Origin of the sequence: Donghicola sp. XS_ASV15, assembly GCF_041224595.1 — a bacterium.
In the GTDB taxonomy this organism is placed as follows: Bacteria; Pseudomonadota; Alphaproteobacteria; order Rhodobacterales; family Rhodobacteraceae; genus Donghicola.
Genome location: NZ_JBGFGN010000082.1, coordinates 1 through 21,840 on the forward strand (window position 1 = coordinate 1; position 21,840 = coordinate 21,840).

The following is a 21,840-nucleotide window of genomic DNA, read 5'->3' on the forward strand; positions in this document are numbered from 1 at the left end:
ATGTTGGTTTTGGTCATCGGGGTCTCCGTGTGGTTCGTGGTTGAAGCGGTCAAACTCCACCTCGACCATACACCTCGATGGCCACCCGGGATTACACCGTTGGCGGTGCGGAAATTACACCACGTGCTCGGACACTAACTCGCGGGGAAAGCGATGGTGTTTGAACGGCGGCTTGCGGGGCATCAGAAACCTCAAAAGCCCAAACTTGGCCAAGTCCCTCGATTAATGCAACAGTCCCCAGTTTATCTCTACTTACTTAAGCCTTTCTTCTTGCCCAAGAGCGCCCTTAGTTCTGACAGGTCAGGGCGCTCCCAAACGTATTTCGACTTTTCCTTCTTTGCTTCGGATCGCTGATGTACCTCGGGGAACTCAGTCATTGGCTGCCAAGGTTTTTCTGACTGCAAGAAGAGGGACGCGTTCTCTGCGGCGTCTTTGCTGCCCAAAAACGCCGGCTGTCTGTTCTGCATTTTTGATGGGTTCTCAAGCGTCAGTGGCTCCGCTTCATTGAGGTTTTTGCGGGCGGATTTTGCGTCGACTTTCCTGTCGATCTTCTTGCTGGCGTTGTCTTCGATTTTGTCGGAAGGCCTGTGACCGCCGACATCACTGTGTTTAAGCGGTGCTTCAAGGACCCGATTAGTCCAATCTGAACCTTGGGAGGCAGCAGCTTTTCGATTTGACGTTGGCGCGTAATCGCTCGGCGCTCTGCTTCTGCCTGGCGTTTGTAGATAATTTTCAAACCTGCTCTCTGCTGCCGCAACTCCTTCTGTATCTCCGTGTTTGACATTCTGATCTGCCTGTTCTCTTCGATCAAGGCTTCGATGGCAATGATCAGCGGCTGTTGGTCTGCCTGGATATGGGTGTAGAGTGCCCCAAGCCCTTTCTGCAGATCTTGGTTCGCTTGTGTGTTCTCGGTCAGGGCGGTCAATAGTGGGACTTGCGAAGCTTCTGCCCCTTGCTGCGCTAAGCGCCCGAAAGTCTCTTTCTTTGACATATGAAAATCCTCTTTGCTCTAAATGTCTGATGGAAAAACAGCGCCCCAAACTTGAGGCTGAAAAAACGCGGCCCTCGAGGCCGAATGAAAATCCCAATAGGGTATCGCCCGTGCCATCTAAATGAGGGCGTACATCCACCCCGCATCCCTCAAGCACCGCCACGAAATCTGTGGCTGTGATGGGCTTGCTGGTCAGGGTCGCCAATTGGCTTTGGAGATGGCCTTTTGCGGAAAGAACGCCTCTCTGCGCCATCTCCAGCTCTGCCTGCGTCGGAGCCGCCACGTGATGTGCGGCATTGTTCGGCTGGAGCAAATGAGACGGTTCGGTTGGCATCAGTCCGAACTGTATTTCTATGCGCCGGATCAGGGTCTCACTACGGCGGAAGTCATGGCTGTCGCAAACCACGCAGCCATCCAGATTGATCCGACTGGCTGCGATGTGAATGTGATCGCCATGGCAGACAATCGTATAAGCCTCGAACCCCATGCCCTGTGCCCAGAGGTCACCAATTCTAGCAAAGGTGTCATCACTGATGGCTGCGTCCTCAGGTGCGAGGGCGATCGATCCATGCAGCACGTTCTTCTTCAGATTTGGTCTCAGCCTGCGTAGGGAGGCAAACTGCTCATTGATCATCTCAGGATCAAACCCGAGTGTGCCACCGACAATCTCTGCGCGGGGACGAGGGGTGCCAAGATTATCGAGCGGGCCAAGCAGGTAATCCATCAGGCCGGAGGCCTTGCTGCCTTTGCTGATCTTACCGATGGCCATGACGACCTCCGATCAACAGGGTGCGGATTTCTGCCACCTCACGCATTAAGGTCTGAAGTACAGATCGCAATGCCTCGTCTGATCCAGACTGCTTGCCTCTCAATATCCGATTGAGATTTGCTGTCGTCTCAGCGTGCTGAAGCCAGATCATCCGATTGACTTCGGGGATGCACTTGGGGGCTGCTGATCCCAGCAATCGGTGCCGAACGAATGTTGAGATGCAAGCATTCGCGGCTAGATTGCGGAGCTTTTCGTATTCAGCCTCGGTCAGTTTGACCGAGATTTGCTTGCTTCGTTTGTTTGTCTTAGGTGGATGCCCACCTGCCTGAATTTTCCTCATATTTTTGTCCACGATATGCAGAGCAAACCCTGCCGCGCACAGGAGGCACAGAAAGGAAGCTCGCATACCTAAATTTAGGAAAAGCCAGTTAAAGTTTGGTTAAATTCAGATTGTATTATTTATTATCAATGCTTTATATGATTTCCGTGGGGTTGCCATGGCATCTTAGTCACTTTGTCTGCTTTAGCTTTAGGGAACGACCACCTGCAAATCCAAGCCTAAGATCCAACGCCCGCGAGTTTTGGTATGACAAAAACATGGCTTGCTGGCTGGCTGGCTGGAGCCAAATGGGACCCATGCGCAAATAGCGATGCGGGTGATCAGCCAGAGACTTCGCGGCACAGCCTTTAGGAGCCTCAGACGCAGATTTTCTCCTGACTGCGGTCTCAATAACTTAGCAGAGATACTATCTAAGCCAAACCAGTACATTCGACAGCGATAGGCTAAACGCCGCGATGACCAAGCCAAGCAGTTATCATAGCCCCTATGGCCTCACACGTCTTTAGCCGAAATTGGGGTATGGCTCGGTCTCTGTTGAGCGGGATGCCTCGAGATCAATCAGCGTGGAGCTGATGGAGTCGCTGAAGAACAAAAAAATTCAGCGGCAGTTCCACAGTTTTTTGTCTCACGAGTGCTCTTGAGGAGTCACAAAAGCTTAAGAAAACTGTGGGGCTCAGCGTGGGTCTGAGTTTCCAGGGTAGGTCTTAAAATCTTGATTTGTATCGCATTTCCAAAAGGAAATGGCGGAGAGACAGGGATTCGAACCCTGGGTGGGCTTGCACCCACAACGGTTTTCGAGACCGCCCCGTTCGACCACTCCGGCACCTCTCCGCGGGGGTCTGTGGAGGCGGTGTCTAATGTTATCCTCTGGGGGCTGCAACCCCTTTTCGCACGATTTTTTGACTTTGTTTCAGGCCCCCTGATTTCGAGTTCTCTTGGCAGAGAGGGCAGAGCGCCCTATCCCATAGGGAAAGATCGGAGGCTTCATGCGCCAATTTGTTACCACGGCCCTTTTGGGGCTGGCTTTTGCCGTTCCTGTGCAGGCCGCAAGCGAAGATGATGTGGCACGGTTGTTCGATGCCATGCGCGTTTCGGACGTGATCGAGATTATGCGCGAAGAGGGGCTTGGCTACTCTGAAACCTTGGCCGAAGAAATGTTGCCCAATGGCGCGACGCAAACCTGGCAGGACAGCGTGAGCCGCATCTACAACACCGAGGCGATGGAAGCAGGGCTGACAGCCGAGTTTTCTGAGGCCGTAAAAGATGAGGATCTGGACAGCGTCATCGCGTTCTTCGAATCCGAGCTGGGGCGCCGGATCGTTGATCTGGAGATTTCGGCGCGCGAGGCGCTGCTTGATCCCGCGGTCGAAGAAGCCAGCCACGACAACTTTGAACAGCACTTGCAAGACGCCGATCCGCGGCTTGATTTGGTGACGGCCTATATAGAGGCGAATGACTTGGTCGATGCGAATGTGGTCGGCGCGCTGAACTCGAACTTTGCCTTCCTACGCGGTCTGGCCGAGGCAGGCCAGAATGGGGCCGCCATGACCGAAAGCGAAATGCTGGCCTCTGTTTGGTCTCAGGAAGAAGACGTCCGCTCTGAAACTCGGATGTGGCTCTACTCTTATCTCCTGATGGCGTACGCGCCCTTGGAGGATGACGAACTGGAAGCTTATATAGAGATGTCCGAGTCGGATGCGGGCAGGGCGATGAACAGAGGGCTGTTCGAGGGCTTTGATCCGATGTTCACGGGAATTTCAGCGGCTCTGGGGGCAGAGATCGCGGAAATCGGCTCGGGAGAAGAGCTATAACGCTTGACTCATATACCTATCCCGAACATAAGCGCGGCTCGGGCCGTATCTTTGCGGCCAGAGTTGATTCAATATAGCCCTTACGGGCTCGCAGTTTTAGGTGGCTTCGGCCGGAAACCCCGCATGGGTCCGAAAGACGCGACAAACGGAAAAGGAAACGGCAATGTTTGCTGTCCTCAAAACCGGTGGCAAGCAGTACAAAGTCCAGTCGGGCGATGTACTCCGCATCGAAAAGCTTGCAGCTGACGCAGGTGAAACTGTTCAGTTCAACGACGTTCTGATGGTTGGCGGTGACAACACTGTCATCGGCGCACCCTTTGTTGATGGTGCTGCTGTTCAGGCCGAAGTTCTGGACCTGATCAAAGACGAAAAGAAAATCACTTTCGTCAAGCGTCGCCGTAAGCACAGCTCGCAGCGTACCCGTGGCCACCGTCAGCAACTGACCGTTGTCCGCATCACCGACATCCTGACCGCAGGCGCAGACGCGACCGGCGTAAAGGCTGCTCTGGGTGCACGCAGCGTCGCAGCTCCTGCAACCGCTTCGGCAGCTTCTGCTGCAGCAGCACCCGCTGGCGCAGACGACCTGAAGAAACTGTCGGGCGTTGGCCCCGCTCTCGAGAAGAAGCTTCTCGAAGCTGGTATCACCACTTTCGCACAAATCGCAGCATGGACCGAAGCGGACATTGCTGAGATGGACGAGAAACTGTCGTTCAAAGGCCGTATCCAGCGTGAAGGCTGGGTCGAGCAGGCCAAAGAACTGGCAAACTAAGCCGAAGTAAGGAGACCAACCCATGGCACACAAAAAAGCTGGCGGTTCATCCCGTAACGGTCGCGACAGTGCTGGTCGCCGTCTTGGCGTCAAACTGTTTGGCGGTCAGGCCGCAATCCCTGGCAACATCATCGTGCGTCAGCGCGGCAACAAATGGTGGCCGGGCGACAACGTCGGTCAGGGCAAAGATCACACCCTGTTTGCGACCGCAGAAGGCAAAGTGACCTTCACCAAAGGCCTCAAGGGCCGCACCTTTGTTTCGGTTGTTCCTGTAGCCGAGGCTGCAGAATAAACCGAACCCGAAGGGTGCAAGATTTCAGGGGATCGGTACTGCCGGTCCCCTAATTTTTTGCGATTTTTTACCGTTTACAAGTAGTTGGACAGTTGTGCGGGGAGGGTACAGCCCCATCTACTAATCATCCGAGTTGCCGGAGGAGGGCACATGGTGGAAGAGGTATTGGAAGCGCCGCAAGTGATTGATGCGGGAAGTTTTGTTTTGCGGCCACTGCGCAAGTCGGACGAGGGCATGATCTCGTTTTATGCGGGGGATAAACGGGTTGCGCGGATGACGCGCTCGGTTCCGCATCCGCTGCCGCCCGGTGCGGTCGAGCAATACGTGAAGCGCGCGATGGAGCCAGAGACCGGGGAAGTCATCTGGGCCATGGACGCCACACAAAACGGCGGTCCCGAGGTCATGGGGGTCATCAGCCTTCTGCCGATGGATCGCAATCAGGCACAGGTCGGCTACTGGGTCGGACCGAGCCACTGGAACACAGGTGTCGCATCCGCAGCTGTACGCGCGCTGGTCGAAGCGAACCCGATGAAGAACGCGACGTTCTTTGCCGAGGTGTTCCAAGAAAATCTGGCATCCGCGCGGGTGTTGACCAATTGCGGCTTCGAATACCTCGGAGACGCGGAAACGTTTTCGGTCGCACGCAATTCGCGGGTACCGACTTGGACATATACACGCCGGCTGGATTGATCCCGTCGGTCGCTCGCTGTAACAGGCGTGCAAACTGCCAGAATGGGTGACGCATGAAATTCCTAGACCTTGCCAGAATCGAAATCCGTTCGGGGAACGGCGGGTCGGGGTGCGTCAGCTTCCGGCGGGAAAAGTTCATCGAATACGGCGGCCCCAACGGCGGGGACGGCGGCTGTGGTGGCGACGTCATTGTTGAGGTCGTCGATGGCCTGAACACCCTGATCGACTTCCGCTACCAGCAGCACTTCTTTGCGGGCAACGGACAGCCGGGCAAGGGTCAGCAGCGCACCGGTGCGGACGGCAAGGATATTGTCCTGCGCGTTCCTTCGGGCACCGAAATTCTGGACGAAGACGAAGAGACCGTTCTGTTCGACCTGACCGAAGTGGGCGACCGCATCGTGCTGGCCAAAGGCGGCAACGGGGGCTGGGGCAACCTGCGCTTCAAATCCGCAACCAATCAGGCGCCCCGCCACGCGAACCCCGGACAAGAGGGCATCACCCGCACCGTCTGGCTGCGTCTGAAGCTGATCGCGGACGCGGGCCTGCTAGGCCTGCCCAACGCGGGCAAATCGACTTTCCTGTCGGCCTGTTCGAACGCGCGTCCCAAGATCGCGGACTACCCGTTCACCACGCTGCACCCGAACCTTGGCGTCGTTGGTATCGACAACGCCGAATTCGTCATGGCGGACATTCCCGGTCTGATCGAAGGTGCGTCCGAAGGGCGGGGGATCGGCGACCGCTTCCTTGGTCACGTCGAACGCTGCGCAGTTCTGCTGCACCTCGTGGATGGGACCTCGGATGATGTGGCGCACGACTACAACGTCATCATTGGCGAGCTCGAGGCCTATGGCGGCGCACTGGCAGAAAAGCCTCGCGTCACCGCGTTGAACAAGATCGACGCGCTTGACGATGAAGAGCGTGAAGAAAAGCGTGCCGCGCTGGAAGAGGCTGTGGGTGGCCCCGTTATGATGCTGTCCAGCGTCAGCCGCGAAGGTCTGCCCGAAGTGCTTCGCGCAGTCCGTGCCCAGATCGAGGACGACCGCCTGCGCATCAAGAAAGAAGAAGCCAAAGAGGACGAGCAGGAGAACGGAACATGGCAACCCTAAGCGCTACAAAGCGCGTTGTCATCAAGATCGGCTCGGCCCTTCTGGTCGATAAGAAAACCGGTGAATTGCGCGCTGACTGGCTGGTCGGCCTCGCCGAAGATGTAAAGATGCTCCGCGATCGTGGGGCAGATGTGATCCTTGTGTCTTCTGGGTCTATTGCGCTGGGGCGCGGTGTGTTGGGGCTGCCCTACACCGAACTGCCGCTTGAACAATCGCAGGCCGCCGCGGCTGTGGGTCAAATCCGCCTCGCGCGCGCCTATGAGGAGGTGTTGGCCCCGCATGGCATCAAAACCGGTCAGGTGCTGGTCACGCTCGAGGATAGCGCGGACCGCCGCCGCTATCTGAACAGCCGCGCGACTTTGGCGACTCTGATCGGCTTTGGCGTGGTCCCGATCGTGAATGAAAACGACACCGTCGCCACCGACGAAATCCGCTATGGTGATAACGACCGCATGGCCGCACAGATCGCTGTGACGGTTGGCGCGGATCAGTTGATCCTGCTGTCCGATGTGGACGGGTTCTATTCCGCCAATCCGCAGGTCGATCCCAGTGCCAAACGCTACGACACCATTTCCGAGATCACACCAGAGATTGAGGCGATGGCGGGGGATGCAGGGTCTGGCCTGTCCAAAGGCGGCATGAAGACCAAGGTGATGGCGGCGAAAACTGCAACTGCGGCGGGTTGTGCCATGGCAATCACCGAAGGGTCTGTGACCCGCCCGCTGGCTGCCTTGGAAAACGGCGCGAATTGCACGTGGTTTCTGGCGCAAACCGACCCCAAAGCCGCGCGCAAGGGTTGGATTTCGGCGATGAAGCCGCAGGGCGTTCTGATGCTGGACGCCGGCGCTGCGGACGCGCTGAAACGCGGCAAGAGCTTGCTGCCCGCAGGGGTCACCAGCGTGATCGGCAGCTTTGGGCGCGGTGATCCGGTCGAGTTGCGCAGCCCCGAGGGGCACGCGCTCGGCATGGGGCTGTCCCGTTACACAGCGGACGAGGCGCGGGTGATCCGCGGCCACCGCAGTGATGATATCGAGGCGCTTTTGGGCTATCCTGGACGCGCTGCATTGATCCATAGAGATGACATGGCAATTTAAGGAGCTAAGGCGATGAAGGACGTGGAAGACATTTCCTCGATGATGGCGGAACTGGGCCAGCGCGCACGCGCAGCCGCAAAGGTTCTGTCGACCGCCCCAGCCGAGGCCAAAACCCGCGCGCTGAACGCCGCAGCCGACGCGCTTTGGGCCTCCCGCGCCGAGGTGATTGCCGCTAACGCCAATGATATGGAATTCGGCCGGAACAAGGGGCTGACGGACGCCATGATGGACCGTCTGATGCTGGACGATGCCCGCATTCAAGGGATCTGCGATGGCCTCCGCTCGGTCGCGGGGCAAGATGATCCCGTTGGCGCGGTGCTGGCGGAATGGGATCGACCCACAGGCCTGCACATCCAACGCGTTCGCACCCCTTTGGGAGTGATCGGCGTGATTTACGAAAGCCGTCCGAATGTGACCGCTGACGCAGGGGCTCTGTGTCTGAAGGCTGGCAATGCTGTGATCCTGCGTGGCGGGTCCGAGAGTTTTCATTCGTCGCGCGCAATTCACGCCGCGCTGGCCGCTGGTCTGCGCGAAGCGGGTCTGCCCGAGGACGCGGTTCAACTGGTCCCGACCCGTGACCGTGCGGCGGTCAGCGAAATGCTGACCATGACCGACTACATCGACGTGATTGTGCCCCGTGGCGGCAAAGGTCTGGTTGGCCTTGTGCAGCGCGAGGCCCGTGTGCCGGTCTTCGCTCACCTCGAAGGGATCGTGCACGTTTACGTGGACGCCGCTGCCGATGCGGACAAAGCGATGAATGTCGTGATGAACGCCAAAACGCGCCGGACAGGTATCTGCGGAGCGGCAGAGTGTCTGCTGATCCACCGTGATCAACTGGCGGGCATCGGGGGCGAAATCGTCAAAGCCCTGATTGCCGCTGGTGTCGAAGTGCGCGGTGACGCGGCCATTCAAGGCATCGAGGGTGTTGTGCCCGCGACTGACGCGGATTGGGGCACAGAGTTCCTAGATAGCATTATCGCGGCGCGTGTTGTCGACGATCTGGACGACGCGATCCAGTACATCTCGGATCATCACTCGCAGCACACGGACTGCATTATCACCGAAGATGACGGCGCGGCGGCAGAGTTCTTTGCCCGCCTCGACAGCGCGATCCTGATGCGCAATGCCTCGACCCAGTTTGCTGATGGCGGTGAATTCGGGATGGGCGCGGAGATCGGCATCGCCACCGGCAAAATGCACGCCCGTGGGCCGGTTGGGGCCGAGCAGCTGACCAGCTTCAAGTATCTGGTTGTAGGCGACGGCACCGTCCGGAGCTAAGACAAAAGAAAACCGGCTCTAGGGCCGGTTTTTTTGTTTTAAAAGCTCAGTTCAATGTGATCTTCGCTGTTGTTGCAGATGATCCGGCGGCTGCATTCCTGTAGGACATAGGGGATCAGGGCATAATGGACGCTGCTTGGCGTCAACTCCTCCGGCTCGGCTCCGGAGCATATGCCATCCCAGAGGGCCTGATCCCTGATGTTGATACGGCCATCCGCCTCAAGCCGCCAAAACATGCCGTTATGTGTGATCCGAACGTTGCCGCCATAGGGTAGGGCGTCCTCAATGCACTGGATCAGAAGAAAGGCTAGTTTGACCTCGGGGCGGGACATGGGCACTTTGACAGCCCAATCAACTTTGAGACGGGCGCCTTTGAAGACACCAGCCAGAATTCGGCGCACCTCGCTGTCATTCAGGGCTTGGTCATCAGAGGCCAATCCGTAAGCCACACGATAGAATTGAACGCGGAAATTCGCAGCTTCGATGCTGTCGGAAATCAAGGCAAGCTCCGGCTGCGTGCCCATCGGCCCCATCGCCAAGAGCTCAACGCCGTTGCACACCGCGCCGATCGGTGAAATGAGATCATGACAAAGGCGCGAACCCAAAAGGTCTGCTATCCGCTTCGGGCTGTGCCGCATAATGCTTCTCCAATTGCGAGGAAATGATGACCGATCTGAACGCCTTTCTCGAACCCGGAGCGATTGTCCGGCACCCGCAGCAACCCGATTGGGGACTGGGGCAGGTGCAGTCGAATATTCAAGGCCGCGTGACCGTGAATTTTCGCGAGCAAGGCAAAGTTGTCATCGACTCCTCCCGTGTTGCCCTTTTACCCGTATACGACGAATCTTAATTGATCATTACCAGTTTCAAGAACCTATACGTTTGAACCACTTAGCAGGTGGCGTTTGCATCACAGTGCCAGAGCGCCTACATCTGCGCTTGGAACAAACCCAGTGTGACAAGGCAGCGTGATGGCCGTTTCTACTCCTGAGTTTTCGGTGCGACTTGCAGCAGGCCCGGATGATTTGCGCGCCGCGCAGCGCCTGCGGTACGAGGTCTTTGTCGCCGAACTTGGTGCGGATGGTGCCCACGTGGATCACGATGCGCGTTTGGAAAAAGACGAGTTTGATCCCTATTTCGACCATCTTTTGCTAGAGGATATGTCTCGAGCCGAAGGGGACCGTGTGGTTGCTGTCTACAGACTGCTTCGGGATGATCAGATGCCGTCAATTGCGCGGTTTTATTCAGAGACTGAGTACGACTTGAGCGTTCTAAAGCAGAGTGGCCGCAAGCTGATGGAGTTGGGCCGCTCTTGTCTGCATCCAGACTACCGAGGCGGCGCCGCGATGCTGGTGATGTGGAACGGGCTGGCGGAATACGTCGCGGACTACGGAATCGAGGTGATGTTTGGAACCGCCAGTTTTCATGGGACGGACGTCGCTGCGCTTGCGCCGTCACTCTCTCTTTTGCATGAACGTCATCTGGCTCCGCCGGAGTTGCGTGTGCGGGCTGTGGCTGATCACTTTCAGCCTATGGACCTGATCCCTTATGATCAGATTGATCGCAAACCGGCGATGCTCGGCGTGCCTGCTCTGATCAAAGCCTACCTGCGTCTTGGGGGCTATGTCGGTGATGGAGCCTATGTCGATCACGCGTTCAACACCACGGATATCTGTTTGGTGATGGATGCACATCGTCTGAGTGCTACGCAGAAATCCATTTACTCCAAAGGCTTGAAGGCATGAGTTCAACTTGGGATAGCGGCGAGCGTCCAGACTTTCCACGCATTGACGCGATGGGTTGGTGCCATGTTCTGCTGCGGGGCATTCCGCTGGGGTTGCTCTGTGCCGTGGGTCTGATCCTGACACTTTTGCTGCGCCTGATCGAAGCACCGCTCTTTGGCCAAAGGCGCCCCGTAACGCCCTATATCACCCGTGCCGTGTGCACTTTGGCCTTTCCGTCCATGGGCATCCGCTTTCGCAGGATTGGCACACCGGAACACGGCAAACTCGCGGTCGTAGCGAACCATGCCAGCTGGCTCGATATCTTTGCCCTGAATGCGCGCCAGACGATCTACTTTGTGTCCAAGGCCGAGGTGGCCGGATGGGCTGGCATTGGCTGGCTGGCCCGCGCAACGGGCACGGTGTTCATAAAACGGGATCGCAAAGAAGCGCGCGCGCAGACCGAATTGTTTGAGCAGCGACTGAGCCACGGTCACCAATTGCTGTTCTTTCCCGAGGGGACCTCGACCGATAGCCTTCGCGTGTTACCTTTTAAGTCTACCCTTTTCGCGGCGTTTTTTCAGCCCGGTTTCCGAGAGGATCTGCGCATCCAGCCGGTCACGGTGCGCTACACCGCGCCCACAGGGCAGGACCCTCGGTTCTATGGGTGGTGGGGCGATATGGAGTTTGGCGAGCATCTACTCAAGGTGCTGTCCGCACGGCGTCAGGGGGAGGTCGAAGTGACCTATCACCCCTCTGTCGCGGTGGCCGATTTCGCCCACCGCAAGGATCTGACCAAGGCGCTCGAAGACACGGTCCGCAGCGCCCTGTAACTTAGCTCATAGCCGCGACGAGCGTTTTGAGCTGCGCGGCAGGATCTTCGCTGCCCCAGATTTCGGAGCCGATGCCAAAAAAGTCAGTTACAGGCGTCAGGGTGCGGATCAAGTCTTCGGTCAATGCGCCTTCGGCGACGACGGGCAGTTCGATCATCTGGGTCCACCAGCCGAACAGATCGGCATCTGCGTGCGTGCCATCGCCCAACACAGTCCCGCCTACTGGACCAAAGGACACATAGTCCGCGCCGGACTCACCTGCGTTCATACCGTCGTGGCGCGACGCCGCGCAGAAGCTGCCCACGATCGCATCATCGCCAAGCTGCTTGCGGGTTGCCCGCACAGACCGCGCGCCATCTGTCAGGTGCACCCCATCCAGCCCCAGACGCTCTGCCAAGAGCACGTGGCGCTCTATCACCAGCGCGATGTCGCGGTCATGGGTGATTTCGCGCAGGGCGTCCGCGCTGCGCAAAATACGATCCTCGTCCGTGGTTGCCAGCGCCAGACGCACGCACGCGACCTCGGTCGCATCCAGAACCCGTGCCATGTCCTCGGGGAACTCGAGGAAATCGAAGTCGGGGGGCGTGATCAAATAGATCTGCGGCAGTTCTAGCTCGGACATGAAGAGACTCCTCATTCGGTGTTCCGGCTCCTTTAGCGTGGTTTTTCGCCTTTGACCATCGGTCTGCTTGCGGGTTTTCGCATGTCGGACTATCAGACCCCGCAAACCCGACGCCGAAAGGAATACCCCATGCCCACTGACACGCCTCAGCCTTCATTCGTGCTGGTCCGCCCCCAAATGGGCGAGAATATCGGCGCCGCGGCACGGGCCATGTGGAACTTTGGCCTCGACCGGATGCGTGTCGTGGACCCACGTGACGGCTGGCCAAACCAGCGCGCTGTCGCGATGGCGAGCGGGGCAGGCCGTCTTTTGGACGAAGCCATGCTGACGCCTGATCTGCCCACCGCGCTTGATGATTGCAGCTTTGTTTTCGCGACCACCGCGCGGCCCCGTGGCCTCACCAAGCCGGTCTACACTCCTGAGCAAGCGATGAAAGAGGCAAACGCCCGCGTCAAAGCAGGTGAGAAAGTCGCTGTCATGTTTGGGCCGGAACGCGCTGGTCTCGAGAACGAGGATATCGCGCGTGCCAACGCCATCATCTCGGTGCCCGTGAATCCAGAGTTTGCCTCGCTCAACCTTGGCCAGTGTGTCCTGCTCTGCGCCTATGAATGGAGCCGCCAAACCATTTCGGCTGAGCCTATGAACTACGAGCTCGCCGGCACAGAATGGGCCAGCGCGATCGAAGTCGAAAAACTTGCGAACCACTACGAAGAGCGCCTCAATGACGCGGGTTTCTTCTTCCCCGAAACCAAGGCAGACAACATGAAAACCAACCTGCGCAATTTCTGGAGCCGGATGCCTCTGACCCGTGCGGACGCGCAAATCCTGCACGGCGTCCTGCGCCAGATGGTCCGCTGGAAAGAGCGCGGGTAGGTCAAGCTAAAACGTCAAGAGCAGGGCACGGCACCCTGCTTTCTTTTTGCTTCAAATACTCACGTTAGAACACCCGCCAGAAGCGCGGCCTCTCAGTCCCCAAAAACCGCCATTCGCAAGGGGTCGGCCAGCGCCATCCAACTGTCGCGATCCGGCGCCACCAACAGGCTCCCGTCGGTCAGGGTCGGGGCATAGGCCTCTCCGTTCAGCATTTTGACGTAGCCACCGGCCTCGCGCGCGATCAACGCGCCTGCAGCGTGGTCCCATGGATTCAGATTGCCAGTCAGCAAGAAGTCCGCACCGCCCTGCGAGAACAGTCGGTACTCATGGCAGGCGCAGCGCAAGCTGCCCAACCGGTCAATCCCCTTGGCAAAATCATATAGCCGTGCGCGCGCCTCGGCGTTGAACAGGGTGGGCGGCCAATAGCCCGTCATCTCGTTGACCTGTCGCGGGGCGCGGGCCTTGGCTGCGCGCCTCGTGCCATCAGCGTGGGCAAAGACCGCGCCGCCGCCGCGTTCTGCCATCACCCAGTCGTCGCCCATCGGATCATAGAGCAATCCAAAGACCGTCTCCCCGTTCTCGACCACAGCGAGAATGACGCCAAAAGTATTGAGGCCATTGGCATAATTCCACGTCCCATCAATCGGGTCGATGATTAGTGCCTGCTCCGCACCCTTGAGAGCGTCTAGAGAAACGGACCCGTCCGAGACAGCCTCTTCGCCAACTACCACAGCGCCGGGCAGGATCTCTGCGGCCAGAGCCGTCAGCGCGCGTTCGCTTGCCTTGTCTGCTTTGGTCACCAGATCCTGAGCGTGGGCTTTGGTGTCGATCTCGCTGTCGTCCAGACGCCGATACCACGGGAGGATTTCGGTCTTCGCCGTCTGGCGCGTCGCAGAGATCAACTGTTCAATCTGGGTGGTGGTCAAAGTCACTTGGGCTCGTCCTGTCTTCTAAATTCAATCGCGGCACAAAAGCGGAGGGCCACGGACCTCAGCATGCACGACCTGCGCCCTCTGTCCAAGTAGCCAGAACCTGACCGGCACCGGATGGAACGCCAGTCAGCAAAATGAAAAGGCGCCGTTACCAGCGCCCTGTCTCTATTCCGGAATTGTGACGGTTTTACGTGCGCTTGAACGCTGCCGCCAAGGCCGATGCCATCGCGCCGCCCGACTCTTGCGGCGCATTGCGGGGCTTACCACCACCGCCACGTGGGCCGCCCTTGGGCCCTTTGCCACCGCGCTGCTGACCATCCTTGCGATCGGCGCGGCCACCACGTTCTGGCCGGTTTTGCGCATCGGGGCTTTTCATGGACAGGCCGATCCTGTTGCGTGGGACATCCACCTCGGTCACCCGAACGCGCACGACATCACCGGCTTTGACAACCTCGTGCGGGTCTTTGACAAACTCGTCCGAAAGTTGGCTCACATGAACGAGTCCGTCCTGATGAACACCAATATCCACAAACGCACCAAAGGCCGCCACGTTGGTCACGGTACCCTCCAGCTGCATGCCCGCCTTCAGGTCCTTGATCGAGTCGATGCCCTCGGCAAAGGTCGCGGTCTTGAAGTCCGGACGCGGGTCACGACCCGGCTTTTCAAGCTCGGCAAAGATGTCCCGAACTGTCGGCAGGCCAAAGCTTTCAGTAACAAACTGCTGGGGCTGCAGGGCCCGCAGCGGGGCAGGGTCTTTCATCAGGTCACGTAGGTCGCGCCCGCAAGCTTTGACGATCTTGCGCGCGACTGCATAAGCCTCGGGGTGGACCGACGACGCATCCAGCGGCTCATCACCCCCCGAAATCCGCAGAAAGCCCGCGCATTGTTCGAACGTTCTAGCCCCAAGGCGCGGTACATCCTTCAGTGCCTTGCGGCTCGCAAAAGCCCCGTTCGCATCACGGTGCAGAACGATTGCCTCGGCCAATCCGGGCCCAAGGCCGGACACACGCGCCAAGAGCGGCGCAGAGGCGGTGTTCAGGTCCACGCCAACGGCGTTCACGGCATCCTCGACCACACCATCCAGCGCGCGTGCCAGACGGTGTTGATCGACGTCATGCTGGTACTGGCCCACGCCGATAGATTTCGGCTCAATCTTCACCAGTTCGGCCAATGGGTCCTGCAAGCGCCGCGCAATCGACACCGCTCCGCGGAGCGACACATCCAGATCGGGAAATTCCCGCGCGGCCAAAGCGCTGGCGGAATAGACAGAAGCCCCAGCCTCAGAGACGATCACCTTGGTCGGTTTGGGCGCTGGCATGTCCTTGAGCAGGTCCCCGACCATCTTCTCGGTCTCACGGCTGGCGGTCCCGTTGCCAATGGCGATCAAGGTCGCGCCATGTTTGCGGATCAAGGCGCCCAAGGTCGCCTGTGCCCCGCGCAGATCATTTTTGGGCTGGAACGGGTAGAGCGTCGCGGTATCCAGCACCTTGCCTGTCGCATCTACGACGGCCAGCTTCACGCCTGTCCGGATGCCCGGGTCCAAACCGATGGTTGTTTTGTGCCCTGCAGGCGCCGCCAAAAGCAGGTCTTTCAGATTCCGCGCAAAGACATTGATCGCCTCTTCTTCGGCCCGCTTGCGCAGATCGGTCATCAAGTCGATGGTGATCGACAGCTTTAGCTTCACGCGCCAGCACCATCCCGTCACATCAGACAGGAACTTGTCTCCGGGCTGCTGCCCGCCAATCTCGAGCGCCGCGCGCAGAACACGCAGGGGCGCATCGGCATCCGCGTCCTCGGGCAGCTCTAGATCGGTGGTCAAGACACCTTCGTTCACGCCGCGCATCATTGCGAGCGCACGGTGCGAAGGCACCCCGCGATAGGGCTCTGAGTGGGCGAAGTAGTCCGCAAACTTGGCGCCGTCCTTCTCTTTTCCGTCCACCACGCGCGACACCAAATGAGCGTTACCCGCCATCATTTCGCGTAGACGGCCAAGGATTTCGGCGCGCTCTGCCAATTCTTCGGTCAGGATATCGCGCGCACCGTTCAGCGCGGCCTTCACATCGGCAACTTCGGCAGTCACATACCCCTCGGCCAATGCCGACGGCTCTGCCGCGCGGTTCTCCTGAATGGCACGGGCCAAAGGCTCCAATCCATTTTCCCGCGCGATCATCGCACGGGTGCGGCGTTTGGGTTTGTAGGGCAGATAGATGTCTTCGAGCGTCGCCTTCGTGTCCGCCTGAAGGATACTGCGGGTCAGATCGTCGGTCAGCTTGCCTTGATCCTGAATGCTCTTCAGCACTGTCTCGCGCCGCGCTTCCAACTCGCGCAAATACACCATGCGCTCGGATAGATCGCGCAGCTGGGTGTCATCAAGCCCGCCCGTGACCTCCTTGCGGTATCGGGCGACGAATGGGACTGTTGCCCCTCCATCCAGCAGCTCGATCGCGGCGGCGACCTGCGCAGGGCTGGCGTTGATTTCCTTGGCGATGCGGGCGGGAATCTTGGCTTTGAGGTCCATCTTGATCCGTCTTGACTGCTTGGCTCTTTGGCATACGCCAGCCCCGAACCGCTGCCAAGCCCATTCCCGATCCCCCGTTGATCACAAACACAAACGGGAGCAGCCATCGCCGCGCACTGTCTTTCTGCTTTGTCTAAATACTCACGTCTCGACCATCGCCCGAGGGCCAAGGTCCAACCGCATCAGTGCGGCCGTTGCAACAAGTCCTGCAGGTGCGATGCGCACCCCGTCAGAGCCGCGAAATCGTCCTCGACCAGCCAAATCCCGAACTGGTCCACGAAATCGCCAAACCGGCCCAAATCACGGAAGCTTTCCTCAAACCCCATCTGGTCCAACAGGGGGGCAAAGGCTCGCGACACGCCGCCAATCAAGTAGATCCCACCAAATGGCAGAAGGGTCAGCGCCAGATTGCCACACACGCTGCCCATGATCTGGACAAAGTGACGGGCGGTTTCGGTGGCGATGGGATCGCTGCCATCCTCGACTCGCTTCATGATTTCGGCGGGCTCCAGAACCTGCATCTCACCCGCTTCCGAGGACAGCCATTCGTAGATACGCGCGACGCCGCGACCGGACATGACTTCCTCGACCGAAGGGAAGCCGTGGTGCTTTTCGATGTACTGGCAGAGGCGTAGATTGTCGTCGTTGCGCACGGCCAGAAGGGGGTGGCCTGCCTCGGCCGGCGGCACCAGAGTGCCCGACGCGCTGTGGTAAACGGGCGCGATGTTCATGCCTGTGCCGATGCCCACGATCAGCATCGCGGCCTGCGGGCTGGCCTCTGCGCCTTTGCGCAAGTTGGTCAGGGCTTCGGGCTTCAAATATGGCAGGGCGTGGCCTTGGGCCTGCATGTCGTTCAGGGTTGCAATGACCGACGCACCGGTGGCTGCCGCCAGATCATCCTTGTCAAAGGTCCAAGACAGATTGGTCATCTCGACACGGCCATCGCGCACGGGACCCGCCGCCGCCACGCAGCACGCCTCTGGTTTCGCATCGGGGTGCTTGGCCAAGAAGCGCTCTAGCAGGGGCGGGAAATTTGGCTCACCCGCGTTTTTGTAACGGGTGATGGTGTCGTGTAGGATCTCTGTCCCCCGCGCAAGCGCGATGCGGGTGTTCGTTCCGCCGATATCGGCAACGATGCTCAGGGGGGCGGTCTGGTCCATTCTGACGTCCTCGGGATGCTTACTGTGATAGCGCTAACCTGAGGGCGTCATAAGACGCTTTGGGTGTCCGCTTCAAGCTTTCAAAATCCACATGCACCAACCCGAACCGCTTTTCATAGCCCAAGGACCATTCGTAGTTATCAAGGAGCGACCAGCAGAAGTACCCGCGTACGGGGACGCCCTCGTCGATGGCTTCGCGGACAGAGGCCAGATGGTCATCTAGGTAAGCGATGCGGTTGGTATCGTTCACCTCTCCGCCAACCACGTGATCGTTGTTCGCCATGCCGTTCTCGGTGATATAAATCGGCAGATCGCCAGTGTATTCGCGGTGCATTCGGCGCACGAAATCCCCTAGACCCTGCGGATAAATCTCCCAGCCCATTTGCGTGCGGGGCAGGCCCCCGACGTGTTCCGATAGGTGGGGCCAAGGGGTGTCCGGTGCAGCAGCAATGCGTTTGCAGGTGTAGTAGTTCAGGCCGACCCAATCGATCGGCTGCGCGATCAGGTCAAAGTCATCCTGCCAGCGTTGGGGTAGGTGAGGCTCCAGCCCTTCAAGCACGGTGTCGGGGTAACGGCGGTTAAAGATGCCTTCGACGAAAAACCGGTTGTAGATGCCGTCATAGGTTTGCGCGGCGCGGTAATCCTCTTCGGAGCCGGACTGGGGGATCGGCCATTCCATGTTGAAGACCCCACCCAGGTTTTCCATCCCCAGCCCGCGCATGACCTGAATGGCCGTACCATGCGCGGTCAGAACGTGATGCATAGCGCGGGCCGTGGCGCGGATGTCGCGCAAGCCGGGCGCGTGGGCGCCGACGAAATGGCTCAGCCAGCCCACACACCACGGCTCGTTGATCGGCGCGACCGAGTGCATCCGGTCCCCAATGCGGCCCATAATGACTTCGGTGAAATCGCCAAACCACTTGGCAATGTCCGCATTCCGCCAGCCGCCCATGTCTGCCAGCGCCGAAGGCAACTCCCAGTGATACAGCGTTGCGCAGGGCTTCAGGCCGCGCTCCAGCATGGCGTCGGTCAGGCGGTCGTAGAAATCCAGCCCCTCGGGATTCGGGGTGCCGCGCCCTTCGGGCATGACCCGTGCCCAAGACGTAGAGAAGCGATAGGCGTCAAAACCCGCCGCCTTCATCAGGTCCAGATCCTCTTCGAAGCGGTGGTAGTGGTCGCAGGCAATCGCGCCATGTTCGGCCCGCACCACGTTGCCCGGCGTCGCGGCAAAGCTGTCCCAATGGGTCGGACCTGCGCCGCCAAAGCTGTGGCCTTCGATCTGGTAGCTCGAGGTCGCCGCGCCAAACATGAAGTCGTAGGGAAAATCGCTGCGTTTGAATTTCATAAACACCTACTCCTGAGGGACGGGCCCTGTGGAATTTCCAATAATCAGATCGGCTTCGAGCAGTTTGTGCTCTGGCGCAGCCGTCGGGTTTTCAATGTGGGAAATCAGTAGATCTGCCGAGAGCCGACCCGCCTGTCGCACGGACGAGCGTGTGGCGGTAAAGATCGGAATGCTGTCCCCGTTGCGCAGGTAGGACAGGTCATCGTCAAAGGTAATCACAGAGACGTCACGCGCCATCCGCAGACCCGCCTCGTCCAAGGCGCGGCGCACCCCGAGGGCGGCAATGAAACTGGCGACCACAACCGCAGTGGGCGGCGTGTCGAGGGCCAGCATGGCCTTCATCGCGTTATGGCCGTTGATCTCGGTCATCTCGCCCGCATGCAAGTAGTCGGGGTTCGGAGTGACTCCCGCTGCCTCTAGGGCCGCGACCAGACCCGCACGGCGACGGTGGGCAAAGTCCATATGCTCTAGCCCGTTGATCAACCCGATCCGGCGGTGTCCCAGAGATATCAGAAATTCACCGGCCCTCTGGAACGCGCTGGCATTGTTGACGTCGACCCAGCAATAGGGCATCTCGATATCGCTGGCGCGGCCATGGACCACGAAGGGCAGGTCAAGCTCTTGCAGTAGCGGAATGCGCGGGTCGTTCATCAAAGGGCCGTGCACGATGATGCCATCAACGCTGCCGCGACTTTTAAGATCGCGATAGATGTCCTCTTCGTTCTGGTCGTCCACGATGGTCAGCTTCATGTCATACCCGCAGGCTGAATAGCGTTCGCCTGCGCCGGCGATGAAGTCCGCGAAGACCGGGTTCACCATTTCATGCTGCGTGGACAGAGGGATGACATGGCCGATGGTCATTGACCGACCGCGCGCCAAACGCTGTGCGCCGATGTTGGGTTGGTAATTGTGCTTTTGCGCGGCGTGCTGAACCCGCAGGCGAGTGCGCTCTGCAACCTCGGGGTAGCCGTTCAGCGCACGGCTGACGGTTGTTTGGGACAGGCCCAGAATCTCCGAGAGTTGTTTTAGGTTCATGGCGTTAGACCCAGCCAAAGCGATTTGGATGTGCGGACAATACGGGCCTTTGTAGGTTTGGTCAAAGTCCATTCCGCGCTGCACCTGCATTGCTGCGGCGCAGATGAAAACATCATTGAATTATTATAGAACTGCGCCACCATGCGAATTGTGGGTGTTGACAGAAAGTACAAGTTGAAGCACCGTCGCGCCATTCAAAGCGCTTTGGATCTGTTTGGAGAGGATTCGAATTTGCGCCGTGGACCTTGGGAGGAAAACATGAAGAAGGTACTTTTCGCGGGAGTTGCTGCCTCTGCGATGATTGCAGGAAACGCTTACGCGCAGGACCTGATGTTCGCACCCGGTGAGGGTGATTTTCACTGGGACAGCTATCAGGCCTTTGCCGATGCAAATGATCTGGCGGGACAGACTGTTACGATCACCGGACCGTGGACAGGCAACGAAAAAGAGCGCGTGGAAAAGGTGTTCGATTACTTCGAAGCCGCGACCGGCGCGACCGTGGAATACTCGGGCTCTGACAGCTTTGAGCAGGACATCGTAATCTCGGCCGAAGCAGGTTCTGCACCGAACCTCGCCGTGTTCCCACAGCCTGGTCTGGCGGCAGATATGGCCAAGCGCGGCCTGCTGACTCCGCTGCCCGAGGGCACCGCAGACTGGGTGGCAGAGAATTTTGCAGCCGGTCAGTCTTGGGTCGATCTGGGCACCTATCCGGATCAGGACGGCAACGACCAGCTGTATGGTCTGTTCTACCGCGCCGACCTGAAATCGCTGGTATGGTACGTGCCCGAAGCCTTTGAAGAGATGGGCTACGAGATCCCCGAAAGCATGGAAGATCTGAAGGCGTTGACCCAGCAGATTGTCGATGACGGCGGCACCCCGTGGTGCATCGGTCTGGGCTCTGGTGCGGCGACCGGCTGGCCCGCAACCGACTGGGTCGAGGACCTGATGCTGCGCACCCAGCCCGCGTCGGTGTATGACCAGTGGGTCACCAACGAACTGCCTTTCAACGATCCAGCGGTCATCGGCGCGATCAATGAATTCGGTTGGTTCGCCCGCACCGAAGGTTATGCTGACGGCGGGGCAGAGGCTGTGGCCTCGACCGATTTCCGTGACAGCCCCACCGGTCTGTTTGAACTTCCGCCCAAATGCTACATGCACCGTCAGGCGTCGTTCATCCCCGCATTCTTCCCCGAAGATGTCGAAGTGGGCACCGACGCGGACTTCTTCTACTTCCCGAGCTACGCGGAAAAGGATCTGGGCAACCCTGTGCTGGGCGCAGGCACCTTGTTCGGCATCACCAGCCCGTCGGACGCGACAAACGTGTTCCTCGAGTTCATGAAGCTGCCGATCGCACACGAAGCATGGATGGCACAGGGTGGCTTCCTGACCGCTCATGCGGGTGTGAACACCGGTCTGTATAACACCGACAGCGAGCGCGCGATGGGCGAGATCCTGCAGGGCGCGACCACCTTCCGCTTTGACGGCTCGGACCTGATGCCCGGCGAGATCGGCGCAGGCGCGTTCTGGACCGGCATGGTCGACTACACCACCGGCGCCAGCGCAGAGGATGTGACCGCTGCGATCCAGTCCCGCTGGGACGAAATTAAGTAAGGTCATATGATCATGGCCTTCCCGCGCACCGCTGTGGGAGGGCTACTCCG

Annotated in this window: 20 protein-coding genes and 1 tRNA gene; 12 read left to right on the plus strand and 9 right to left on the minus strand. The window is 59.1% G+C overall.

From position 1 onward, the window contains the following. Positions 1 to 248 precede the first annotated feature (248 nt). Both AB9K37_RS02350 and AB9K37_RS02355 read right to left on the minus strand, forming a co-directional pair. Entirely contained in the window at positions 249 to 1,760 is a 1,512-nt protein-coding gene (locus tag AB9K37_RS02350; RefSeq protein WP_369835369.1) for a relaxase/mobilization nuclease domain-containing protein, read from the minus strand. A gap of 1,081 nt (positions 1,761 to 2,841) precedes the next feature. Beyond that, positions 2,842 to 2,931, minus strand: a tRNA-Ser gene (locus tag AB9K37_RS02355). Positions 2,932 to 3,086: 155 nt separating this feature from the next. Between AB9K37_RS02355 and AB9K37_RS02360 the strand changes: the two genes are divergently transcribed. The 7 genes from AB9K37_RS02360 (at position 3,087) to AB9K37_RS02390 (ending at position 9,140) form a co-directional block, all read left to right on the plus strand. After that, on the plus strand, positions 3,087 to 3,911 hold the full coding sequence (locus AB9K37_RS02360; RefSeq protein WP_369835370.1) for a DUF2059 domain-containing protein: 825 nt from the start codon (positions 3,087 to 3,089) through the stop codon (positions 3,909 to 3,911). A 163-nt stretch (positions 3,912 to 4,074) separates the two neighbouring features. Beyond that, entirely contained in the window at positions 4,075 to 4,680 is a 606-nt protein-coding gene (locus AB9K37_RS02365; protein ID WP_369835371.1) for a 50S ribosomal protein L21, read from the plus strand. Positions 4,681 to 4,702: 22 nt separating this feature from the next. Continuing rightward, on the plus strand, positions 4,703 to 4,972 hold the full coding sequence (rpmA, locus tag AB9K37_RS02370) for a 50S ribosomal protein L27 (protein WP_072706753.1): 270 nt from the start codon (positions 4,703 to 4,705) through the stop codon (positions 4,970 to 4,972). 150 nt (positions 4,973 to 5,122) lie between these two features. Continuing rightward, positions 5,123 to 5,662: a GNAT family N-acetyltransferase gene (locus AB9K37_RS02375; RefSeq protein WP_369835372.1), complete on the plus strand. Its 540-nt coding sequence runs from the start codon at positions 5,123 to 5,125 to the stop codon at positions 5,660 to 5,662. A 53-nt stretch (positions 5,663 to 5,715) separates the two neighbouring features. Beyond that, positions 5,716 to 6,768 carry a GTPase ObgE gene (obgE, locus tag AB9K37_RS02380; protein WP_369835373.1) on the plus strand — a complete coding sequence of 351 codons (1,053 nt, stop codon included), beginning with the start codon at positions 5,716 to 5,718 and terminating at the stop codon, positions 6,766 to 6,768. Next, positions 6,756 to 7,862 (plus strand): glutamate 5-kinase, encoded by a 1,107-nt coding sequence (gene proB / locus AB9K37_RS02385; RefSeq protein ID WP_369835374.1) that lies wholly within the window; start codon positions 6,756 to 6,758, stop codon positions 7,860 to 7,862. Before obgE ends, proB begins: the two co-directional genes overlap by 13 nt. Before the next feature lie 12 nt (positions 7,863 to 7,874). Beyond that, a complete protein-coding gene (locus AB9K37_RS02390; RefSeq protein WP_369835375.1) occupies positions 7,875 to 9,140 on the plus strand; it encodes a glutamate-5-semialdehyde dehydrogenase in 1,266 nt (421 codons plus the stop codon). A 38-nt stretch (positions 9,141 to 9,178) separates the two neighbouring features. Here the strand turns inward: AB9K37_RS02390 and AB9K37_RS02395 are convergent, their stop codons facing one another. Continuing rightward, positions 9,179 to 9,778 (minus strand): histidine phosphotransferase family protein, encoded by a 600-nt coding sequence (locus tag AB9K37_RS02395; protein WP_369835376.1) that lies wholly within the window; start codon positions 9,776 to 9,778, stop codon positions 9,179 to 9,181. Between the two features lie 26 nt (positions 9,779 to 9,804). Between AB9K37_RS02395 and AB9K37_RS02400 the strand changes: the two genes are divergently transcribed. From AB9K37_RS02400 to AB9K37_RS02410, 3 genes are all read left to right on the plus strand, one after another. Beyond that, complete coding sequence (locus AB9K37_RS02400; protein ID WP_072706747.1) at positions 9,805 to 9,990, plus strand: DUF3553 domain-containing protein; 186 nt, start codon at positions 9,805 to 9,807, stop codon at positions 9,988 to 9,990. A 121-nt stretch (positions 9,991 to 10,111) separates the two neighbouring features. Then, positions 10,112 to 10,885, plus strand: coding sequence for a GNAT family N-acetyltransferase (locus AB9K37_RS02405; protein ID WP_369835377.1), 774 nt, complete (start codon positions 10,112 to 10,114; stop codon positions 10,883 to 10,885). Continuing rightward, positions 10,882 to 11,694, plus strand: a complete 813-nt coding sequence (locus AB9K37_RS02410) for a lysophospholipid acyltransferase family protein (RefSeq protein WP_369835378.1) — start codon at positions 10,882 to 10,884, stop codon at positions 11,692 to 11,694. Before AB9K37_RS02405 ends, AB9K37_RS02410 begins: the two co-directional genes overlap by 4 nt. Before the next feature lies 1 nt (position 11,695). On the opposite strand, the gene AB9K37_RS02415 is transcribed toward AB9K37_RS02410, so the two are convergent. After that, positions 11,696 to 12,316, minus strand: a complete 621-nt coding sequence (locus tag AB9K37_RS02415; protein WP_369835379.1) for a thiamine phosphate synthase — start codon at positions 12,314 to 12,316, stop codon at positions 11,696 to 11,698. A 129-nt stretch (positions 12,317 to 12,445) separates the two neighbouring features. Between AB9K37_RS02415 and AB9K37_RS02420 the strand changes: the two genes are divergently transcribed. Next, positions 12,446 to 13,189 (plus strand): RNA methyltransferase, encoded by a 744-nt coding sequence (locus tag AB9K37_RS02420; protein WP_369835380.1) that lies wholly within the window; start codon positions 12,446 to 12,448, stop codon positions 13,187 to 13,189. A 92-nt stretch (positions 13,190 to 13,281) separates the two neighbouring features. On the opposite strand, the gene AB9K37_RS02425 is transcribed toward AB9K37_RS02420, so the two are convergent. From AB9K37_RS02425 to AB9K37_RS02445, 5 genes are all read right to left on the minus strand, one after another. Beyond that, a complete protein-coding gene (locus tag AB9K37_RS02425; RefSeq protein ID WP_369835381.1) occupies positions 13,282 to 14,121 on the minus strand; it encodes an inositol monophosphatase in 840 nt (279 codons plus the stop codon). Between the two features lie 187 nt (positions 14,122 to 14,308). Continuing rightward, positions 14,309 to 16,639: a Tex family protein gene (locus AB9K37_RS02430; RefSeq protein ID WP_369835382.1), complete on the minus strand. Its 2,331-nt coding sequence runs from the start codon at positions 16,637 to 16,639 to the stop codon at positions 14,309 to 14,311. A gap of 182 nt (positions 16,640 to 16,821) precedes the next feature. Next, positions 16,822 to 17,799, minus strand: a complete 978-nt coding sequence (locus AB9K37_RS02435) for a glucokinase (protein WP_369835383.1) — start codon at positions 17,797 to 17,799, stop codon at positions 16,822 to 16,824. A 19-nt stretch (positions 17,800 to 17,818) separates the two neighbouring features. Further along, on the minus strand, positions 17,819 to 19,144 hold the full coding sequence (locus AB9K37_RS02440; RefSeq protein ID WP_369835384.1) for a GH1 family beta-glucosidase: 1,326 nt from the start codon (positions 19,142 to 19,144) through the stop codon (positions 17,819 to 17,821). A 6-nt stretch (positions 19,145 to 19,150) separates the two neighbouring features. Then, complete coding sequence (locus AB9K37_RS02445) at positions 19,151 to 20,179, minus strand: LacI family DNA-binding transcriptional regulator (protein WP_369835407.1); 1,029 nt, start codon at positions 20,177 to 20,179, stop codon at positions 19,151 to 19,153. A 258-nt stretch (positions 20,180 to 20,437) separates the two neighbouring features. Here AB9K37_RS02445 and AB9K37_RS02450 point away from each other — a divergent pair, with 258 nt between their 5' ends. Continuing rightward, on the plus strand, positions 20,438 to 21,790 hold the full coding sequence (locus AB9K37_RS02450; RefSeq protein WP_369835385.1) for an ABC transporter substrate-binding protein: 1,353 nt from the start codon (positions 20,438 to 20,440) through the stop codon (positions 21,788 to 21,790). Positions 21,791 to 21,840 lie beyond the last annotated feature (50 nt).